This window comes from Nocardia brasiliensis IFM 10847, from assembly GCF_000710915.1.
Lineage (GTDB): Bacteria > Actinomycetota > Actinomycetes > Mycobacteriales > Mycobacteriaceae > Nocardia > Nocardia brasiliensis_A.
Genome location: NZ_BAUA01000172.1, coordinates 1 through 7,714, shown reverse-complemented (window position 1 = coordinate 7,714; position 7,714 = coordinate 1). Strand labels below are relative to the sequence as shown.

Sequence of the window (7,714 nt, the reverse complement as noted above, 5' to 3'; positions counted from 1 at the left end):
GCTGACCGTGCCGAACGAGGAGCCCGACGTGACGCCGGTACCGGACGACCAACTCCGCATGATCTTCACCTGCTGCCATCCCGCGCTGTCGCAGGAATCGCAGGTCGCCTTGACGCTGCGGCTGGTGTGCGGGTTGCGCACGGTCGAGATCGCCCGGGCCTTCCTGCAGCCGGAACACACTGTGGCGCAACGGCTCACCCGGGCAAAGGCGAAGATCCGCGCGGCCGGTATTCCGCTGCGCGTGCCGCCCGTACACCTGCTGCCCGAGCGGGTGCCCGCCGTGCTGGCGTGCGTCTACTTGGTGTTCACCGAGGGGTACGCCGCGACCGCGGGTCCGGCCGCCATCCGAGATGAGTTGTGCGACGAGGCGATCCGGCTCGGACGGCTGCTGTGCGGGTTGCTGCCGGGGGAGCCGGAAGCCAGGGCGCTGCTCGCCTTGATGCTGTTGAACGACAGTCGCCGAACCCAACGGCGCAGTGCCGAAGGCGATCTGGTGCCGCTGGAGGACCAGGACCGGGCCGGTTGGAATCGGGTCGCGATCGAAGCGGGACTGCGCTGCCTGATCTCGGCCGCCGCGGCAGGCAACGGCCCGTACCTGATCCAGGCCCGGATCGCCGCAGCACACGCCACCGCGCCAAGCTTCGCGGAAACCAATTGGGCCGCAGTGGTTTCGGCCTACGACGAACTGCTCGGGTACTCCGCGTCGCCGGTGATCCGGGTGAACCGGGCGATCGCCGTCGCCTTCCTGCACGGCTTCGACGCGGGCCTGGCCGCGCTGGACGAGGTGGCCGATCATCCCCGCCTCGATACCTCGCACCTGGTGCCCGCCACCCGCGCCGACCTGCTCCGCCGCGCGGCCCGCTATCCGGAGGCGGCCGAAAACTACCGCGCCGCCCTGCAACGCACCCCCAACGACCAGGTCCGCAGGTTCCTCACCCGCCGCTTGGCCGAGGTCGAGGCCATCAAGTCATAGACACATGCGCATTTGTCTATGTATCGTGGTGTGGACTCAGGAAGGGAAGTGCGATGGCGATTGGCGCACTGGTGTTGTATATCGTGTTCGCCGCGACGGCGTTCGGCTGGCGCAGCTGGTGGCAGTGGCGGCGCACCGGGTCCGCCGGTTTTCACGGCATCGGCGGCCGGCCGGGTTCGGTGGAATGGCTTGCGGGAGTGGGTTTCGTCGTCGTGCTCGTGGCCGGGGTCGCCGCGCCGGTGCTGCAAGCGGCGGGTGTGCTGGCGCCGCTGCCGTTGCTCGACGCGCCGCCCGTGCGATGGGTCGGCGTCCTCGTCGCGGTGCTCGGCCTCGTCGGCACCGTCGCCGCCCAGCACGCCATGGGAGAGTCCTGGCGCGTCGGTGTCGATACCGCCGAACGCACCGAGCTGGTCCGATCGGGCGTATTCGGCACGGTCCGCAATCCGATCTTCACCGGCATGCTGGTCTTCGGTGCGGGCAGCACCGCCATGGCTCCCAATGTCGTTGCGGTGCTGGGCTTCCTACTGCTCGTCACGGTGATCGAGGTGCAGGTACGGCGCGTCGAGGAGCCGTACCTGCGCGACGTCCACGGTCAGCCGTACGTCGCGTATCTGGCCGAGGTCGGTCGCTTCGTGCCGGCCGTCGGCCGACGGTGAGTTCCCGGAGCGCCTATTCGCGCCACCAGGTGTCGAGGGGGGTCACGGGGACCGTGCGCTTGTGCCGGGTGGTGCGGAAGATGGATTCGATTCGCTCGGACACCTCGGGGGTGACGTCCTTGCCCTCGAGATAGTCGTCGATCTCGCGATAGGTGAGGCCGAGCGCCTCCTCGTCGGGCAGGGCGGGACGGTCGTCCTCCAGATCCGCGGTCGGCACCTTGGACCAGACGCTCGCCGGTGCGCCGAGCTCTTGCAGCAGCGCCGCGCCCTGCCGTTTGGTCAGGCCGGTGAGCGGGGTCAGATCCACGCCGCCGTCGCCGTACTTGGTGAAGAAGCCGGTCACCGCCTCGGCCGCGTGATCGGTGCCGACCACCAGCAGGTTCTCCTGCCCCGCCAGGGCGTACTGGATCACCATCCGTTCGCGGGCCTTGATATTGCCGCGCACGAAGTCGCGCAGCTTGTCGATCTTCAATGCGGAGGCCACCTCGCCGGCGGCCGCGTTCGCGCTGGGGCGCACGTTCACCGACACCGACTTGTCCGGCTGGATGAATCGCAGCGCGGTGCGCGCGTCGGCTTCATCGGCCTGGACGCCGTAGGGTAGCCGCACCGCCAGGAAGGTGGCGTCCGCACCGTCGGCCCGCAGTTCCTCGACGGCCAGCTGACACAGCCGCCCGGCCAGCGAGCTGTCCTGACCGCCGCTGATGCCGAGCACGAAACCCTTTGCGGGAGTGGCGTTCAGATAGTCCTTCAGGAATTCGACCCGGCGCCGCACCTCGGCTTTCGGTTCGATACTCGGCTGGACGCCCAATTCCGCAATGATCTGTTCGCGCAGGTTCCGCATGCCAGCCCACTTTACTGACTGTTCATCCCGAAACAACGCGGCGAACCAAGGCTTCCCAGTTGTCCCCGATCTGTTCGCGGCTGTACCCCTGGGTGTGCATCTGATGCATGACCAGGGCCGAGCCGAGCGCCGCGACCAGGCTGTCGGCGAGCAGCGGAATCTCGCCGGGCACGCCGGCCTCCCGCAGCAGCATCGCCACGTGCGCCTTGAGCAGCAGATACGGTGCGCCGGAAAACCGCTCGCCGGCCTCGCCGACCTCGGCGGCGCGATACAGCTCGCCTTCCACGTCGATATCGAGCAACCGCGCCCGGCCGAACGCGACCAGCCGGTCGGCCGGCGGCGCGCCGGGGCCCAGCGGGGGCGGGCCGAACATGAACGCGTGCTGGAACTTTCGCTCCGAATGGTCGAGCAATGCCAGCAGCAGCCCGGATCTGTTGCCGAAGCGTCGGAAGACGGTGCCCTTGCCGACGCCCGCCCGTTTGGCGAGCGCGTCCATGGTGAGACTGTCCACGTCGTGTTCGCGTACCAGCTGCTGCGCGGCGTCGAGCAGCAGCTGCCGATTGCGCGCGGCGTCGGCGCGCTCGGTGGGCTCGGCCGTGCCGGGCAGCGGCGCGCCGATGCCGAGCAGCGGTCGGCCTTCGGGCGTCGGAATATCCGAAGTGGGGTAGCTCACAGCACTCACGCAGTCTCCGCGGGAAGTAATCGGACCGTGGTCCGGTTAATGTCAGGTGAAAGTTCGGACACCACACTCAGTACACCAGGAGTCGTCATGGGACAGACCCGCATCCTCGCTCTCGTCGGTAGCCTCCGTGCCGCGTCGATCAATCGACGACTGGCCGAGACCGCTGCCCTCACCGCCCCCGAGGGCGTAGAGGTCACGCTCTACGAGGGTCTCGCCGATATTCCTTTCTACAACGAAGACCTCGATATCGAGGGAGCTGTGCCCGCACAGGCGCAGGCCCTGCGCGACGCGGTCGCCGCGGCCGACGGCCTGCTGATTGTGACGCCCGAATACAACGGCACGCTGCCCGGCGTGTTGAAGAACGCCATCGACTGGGCCTCGCGCCCGTACGGTGCCGGCGCGATCAAGGCCAAGCCGACGGCCGTGATCAGCGCATCGATCAGCCCGCGCGCCGCGCAGTGGGCCCATGGCGACACGGTGAAGTCGCTCGGGGTAGCCGGTGCCGACGTGGTGGAGGCCGCGCATCTGCACTTCGCCACGATCGGGGAGCGGTTCGGCGCGACACACCCGCGCGAAGACGCGGAAGCGCTGACCGAGCTCGCGGCCTCGGTGCACGAGTTGGTGGAGGCGGCGCGCGGTGAACTCGTCACCGTGTAAGCTTCCCGTCCGGTCTCGAAGAGGGCCATCTCTCCCGGTAGAGATGGCCCTCTTCGCTTGTCCCGAGGGTTTGCTGGATATCAGCTACGGTACGAAATTGTGATCTGCACCACGGCCGTGTCGGGTTGCGAATCGAGTGTCCAGGTACTTACCGCCTTCGAATTTCATCCTTGTGACTCGCAACATGTCGTGTTGGATGAATCTGTCGGCCACTAGGTGTAGTGTCTTCGGTACTGGAAGACGGCATGACATCCCGCCCTGCGTACCTCGGCCCGAAGGGGCTGAGCAGGAGGTTCGAGGCCAGATCCAGGAGTTTGCGCAGCAACTCGGATCGTGCATTGCAGGTCGGTCGAAATGGCCGGCATACGGATCACAGGCTGTGGATCAGGCACAAGGAGAGAGGGACCTCAATGACCGTCACCGTGTACACCAAGCCCGCTTGCGTCCAGTGCAATGCCACCTACAAGGCCCTCGACAAGGCCGGGGTGGACTACGAGGTGATCGACATCTCGGAGAACGAGGAGGCCCGTGACTATGTCATGGCCCTCGGTTACCTGCAGGCGCCGGTCGTGGTGGCCGGTGAGGATCACTGGTCCGGCTTCCGGCCCGACCGGATCAAGTCGCTCGCGACCGTCGCGGCCTGACGCCGCGTCGTTCCTCCGAGAGAGGTGAGGTGAGCGTGTCCGGCAACGACGATCGCTCGAGCACCGCACCCGGCGCACTGGTCTACTTCTCCAGCGCCTCGGAGAACACGCACCGCTTCGTCGAGAAGCTGGGTATCCCGGCGACTCGCATTCCATTGCATACCGCCGACTCGCTGCGCGTCGATGAGCCCTACGTGCTGATCGTCCCCACCTACGGGGGCGGTCGGCACGTGCTCGACGCGCAACGGCCGAACAGCATCAGCGGTCACCGATCCGACAAGGATTTCGTGCCGCGCCAGGTCGCCAAGTTCCTCAACGACCCGCACAACCGCGCGCTGCTGCGTGGCGTGGTCGCGGCGGGTAACACGAACTTCGGCGACACCTACTGCTATGCGGGTGAGGTGATCTCGCGCAAGTGTGGGGTGCCCTACCTGTACCGCTTCGAACTCATGGGAACCGCCGAGGACGTCGAGCGCGTCCGAGAGGGATTGGGATTGTTTTGGCAACAACAACGACAGCACCGACCGGAAAAACGGCTCGCTTAGAGCAGTCACCGGTCCGCAATGCCGAGACAGGCGAGGTACTCGACTACCACGCCCTCAATGCGATGCTGAACCTGTACGGCCCGAACGGTGAGATCCAGTTCGACAAGGACCGGGAGGCGGCGCACCAGTACTTCCTGCAGCACGTCAACCAGAACACCGTCTTCTTCCACAACCTGGACGAGAAGCTGGACTACCTGGTCGACGAGAACTACTACGAGTCCGAGGTGCTCGAGCAGTACAGCCGCGGGTTCATCAAGAAGCTGTTCCAGCAGGCCTACGCCAAGAAGTTCCGGTTCCCCACCTTCCTCGGCGCGTTCAAGTACTACACCTCGTACACGCTGAAGACCTTCGACGGCAAGCGCTACCTGGAGCGGTTCGAGGACCGCGTCTGCATGGTCGCGCTCACCCTCGCCGCCGGCGACGAGGTGCTCGCGGGCAAGCTGGTCGACGAGATCATCGACGGTCGTTTCCAGCCGGCCACCCCCACCTTCCTCAACTCGGGCAAGAAGCAGCGCGGCGAGCCGGTGTCGTGCTTCCTGCTGCGCATCGAGGACAACATGGAGTCCATCGGGCGCTCCATCAACTCCGCGCTGCAGCTGTCCAAGCGCGGCGGCGGGGTCGCCCTGCTGCTCACCAACATTCGTGAGCACGGCGCGCCGATCAAGAAGATCGAGAACCAGAGCTCGGGCGTCATCCCGATCATGAAGCTGCTGGAGGACTCGTTCTCCTACGCCAACCAGCTCGGCGCGCGCCAGGGCGCGGGCGCGGTGTACCTGCACGCGCACCACCCCGACATCTACCGGTTCCTGGACACCAAGCGGGAGAACGCCGACGAGAAGATCCGCATCAAGACCCTCTCGCTGGGTGTGGTGATTCCCGACATCACCTTCGAGCTGGCGAAGAAGAACGAGGACATGTACCTGTTCTCGCCGTACGACGTGGAGCGCATCTACGGCAAGCCGTTCGCCGATATCGACGTCACCGAGAAGTACTACGAGATGGTCGACGACAAGCGGATCCGCAAGTCGAAGATCAAGGCGCGCGAGTTCTTCCAGACCATCGCCGAGCTGCAGTTCGAATCCGGTTACCCGTACATCATGTTCGAGGACACGGTGAACCGGGCCAACCCGATCGCGGGCAAGATCACCCACTCCAACCTGTGCTCGGAGATCCTGCAGGTCTCCACGCCGTCGGTGTTCAACGACGACCTGTCCTACGCCAAGGTGGGCAAGGACATTTCGTGCAACCTCGGCTCGCTGAACATCGCCAAGACGATGGACTCACCCGATTTCGCGCAGACCATCGAGACGTCCATCCGGGCGCTGACCGCGGTCTCGGATCAGACGCACATCTACTCGGTGCCCTCGATCGAGCAGGGCAACAACGAGTCCCACGCGATCGGTCTCGGCCAGATGAACCTGCACGGGTACCTGGCGCGCGAGCGGGTGCACTACGGCTCCGAAGAGGGTATCGACTTCACCAACATCTACTTCTACACCGTGGTCTACCACGCGATCCGGGCGTCGAACCTGATCGCGCAGGAGCGCGGCACCTACTTCGGCGGCTTCCCCGAGTCGAAGTACGCCAGCGGTGAGTACTTCGACAAGTACACCGAGCAGGTGTGGGAGCCGAAAACCGAACGGGTCGCGCGGCTCTTCGCCGACGCCGGGGTGCACATCCCGACCCAGGACGACTGGCGGGCGCTCAAGGCCTCGGTCATGGAGCACGGCATCTACAACCAGAACCTGCAGGCGGTTCCGCCGACCGGGTCGATCTCCTACATCAACCACTCCACCAGTTCCATCCACCCGGTGGCGTCGAAGATCGAGATCCGCAAGGAAGGCAAGATCGGCCGCGTCTACTACCCGGCGCCCTACCTCGACAACGACAACCTCGAGTACTACGACGACGCCTACGAGATCGGCTACGAGAAGATCATCGACACCTACGCCGCGGCCACCCAGCACGTGGACCAGGGCCTGTCGCTGACCCTCTTCTTCAAGGACACCGTCACCACCCGCGACCTCAACCGCGCCCAGATCTACGCCTGGCGCAAGGGCATCAAAACCCTCTACTACATCCGCCTGCGCCAAATGGCGCTGGAGGGCACCGAAGTAGAAGGCTGCGTCTCCTGCATGCTGTAAGCCCCGACGACCCGAAAGCCCCGGTGCCGCAACGGCGCCGGGGCTTTCCCATGGGACGGTCCGGACTCGCTCAGGCGAGGGTGGGGGCTACTTCGCGTTCGAAGAGGGCGATGCCGGAGGTGTCGTAGGCGGCTTCGGGGAAGTTGAGGATGGCATAACCGAGGCCGAGGTCGCGCAGACCGGCGAGGCGTTCGGCGACCTGCTCCGGGGTGCCGACGGCGGCGGAGGTGCGGAACATGCCGTCCACGAAACCCTTGGCCTGATCGTCGCCGATCACCGTGGCCAGCTTGGCTTGCACCGCCGAAAGGCGTTCTTCGACTTCGGTTTCGGTGCTCGCGATGATCGCGTTGAAGTTCGAGGAGCGCACGATGGCAGCGAAATCGGTGCCGACGTCGGCGCAGTGCGCGCGCAGGATGTCCGACTTCGCGGCGAACTCGTCGGGCGCGCCGCTGAAGTTGGTGTACTGGGCGTACTTCGCCGCGATCCGCAGCGTCTTCTTCTCGCCGCCGCCCGCGATCCACAGCGGAATGCCGTTCTCCTGCAACGGAAGCGGCTGCACGATCGCCCCGTCG

At 65.9% G+C, this 7,714-nt stretch carries 9 protein-coding genes; 6 read left to right on the top strand and 3 right to left on the bottom strand.

Annotated features, from left to right (window positions below):
- Positions 1 to 973: RNA polymerase sigma factor (locus NBRGI_RS33335; protein ID WP_029901156.1), on the top strand; the 973-nt coding region annotated here is incomplete at its 5' end.
- A 53-nt stretch (positions 974 to 1,026) separates the two neighbouring features.
- Positions 1,027 to 1,629 (top strand): methyltransferase family protein, encoded by a 603-nt coding sequence (locus NBRGI_RS33330; RefSeq protein ID WP_029901155.1) that lies wholly within the window; start codon positions 1,027 to 1,029, stop codon positions 1,627 to 1,629.
- 13 nt (positions 1,630 to 1,642) lie between these two features.
- Here the strand turns inward: NBRGI_RS33330 and nadE are convergent, their stop codons facing one another.
- Both nadE and NBRGI_RS33320 read right to left on the bottom strand, forming a co-directional pair.
- Positions 1,643 to 2,470, bottom strand: a complete 828-nt coding sequence (gene nadE, locus NBRGI_RS33325; protein ID WP_029901154.1) for an ammonia-dependent NAD(+) synthetase — start codon at positions 2,468 to 2,470, stop codon at positions 1,643 to 1,645.
- 22 nt (positions 2,471 to 2,492) lie between these two features.
- Positions 2,493 to 3,098, bottom strand: a complete 606-nt coding sequence (locus tag NBRGI_RS33320; RefSeq protein WP_148311042.1) for a TetR/AcrR family transcriptional regulator — start codon at positions 3,096 to 3,098, stop codon at positions 2,493 to 2,495.
- A gap of 141 nt (positions 3,099 to 3,239) precedes the next feature.
- Between NBRGI_RS33320 and NBRGI_RS33315 the strand changes: the two genes are divergently transcribed.
- The 4 genes from NBRGI_RS33315 (at position 3,240) to nrdE (ending at position 7,142) form a co-directional block, all read left to right on the top strand.
- Positions 3,240 to 3,809, top strand: a complete 570-nt coding sequence (locus NBRGI_RS33315; RefSeq protein WP_029901152.1) for an NAD(P)H-dependent oxidoreductase — start codon at positions 3,240 to 3,242, stop codon at positions 3,807 to 3,809.
- Between the two features lie 410 nt (positions 3,810 to 4,219).
- Positions 4,220 to 4,453 carry a redoxin NrdH gene (locus NBRGI_RS33310; RefSeq protein ID WP_014987271.1) on the top strand — a complete coding sequence of 78 codons (234 nt, stop codon included), beginning with the start codon at positions 4,220 to 4,222 and terminating at the stop codon, positions 4,451 to 4,453.
- Between the two features lie 35 nt (positions 4,454 to 4,488).
- A complete protein-coding gene (gene nrdI / locus NBRGI_RS33305) occupies positions 4,489 to 4,998 on the top strand; it encodes a class Ib ribonucleoside-diphosphate reductase assembly flavoprotein NrdI (RefSeq protein WP_042254199.1) in 510 nt (169 codons plus the stop codon).
- A gap of 62 nt (positions 4,999 to 5,060) precedes the next feature.
- Complete coding sequence (nrdE, locus tag NBRGI_RS33300; protein WP_052382765.1) at positions 5,061 to 7,142, top strand: class 1b ribonucleoside-diphosphate reductase subunit alpha; 2,082 nt, start codon at positions 5,061 to 5,063, stop codon at positions 7,140 to 7,142.
- A gap of 70 nt (positions 7,143 to 7,212) precedes the next feature.
- Here the strand turns inward: nrdE and NBRGI_RS33295 are convergent.
- Positions 7,213 to 7,714 (bottom strand): LLM class flavin-dependent oxidoreductase (locus tag NBRGI_RS33295; protein ID WP_029901149.1); only part of this gene is annotated, 502 nt, incomplete at its 5' end.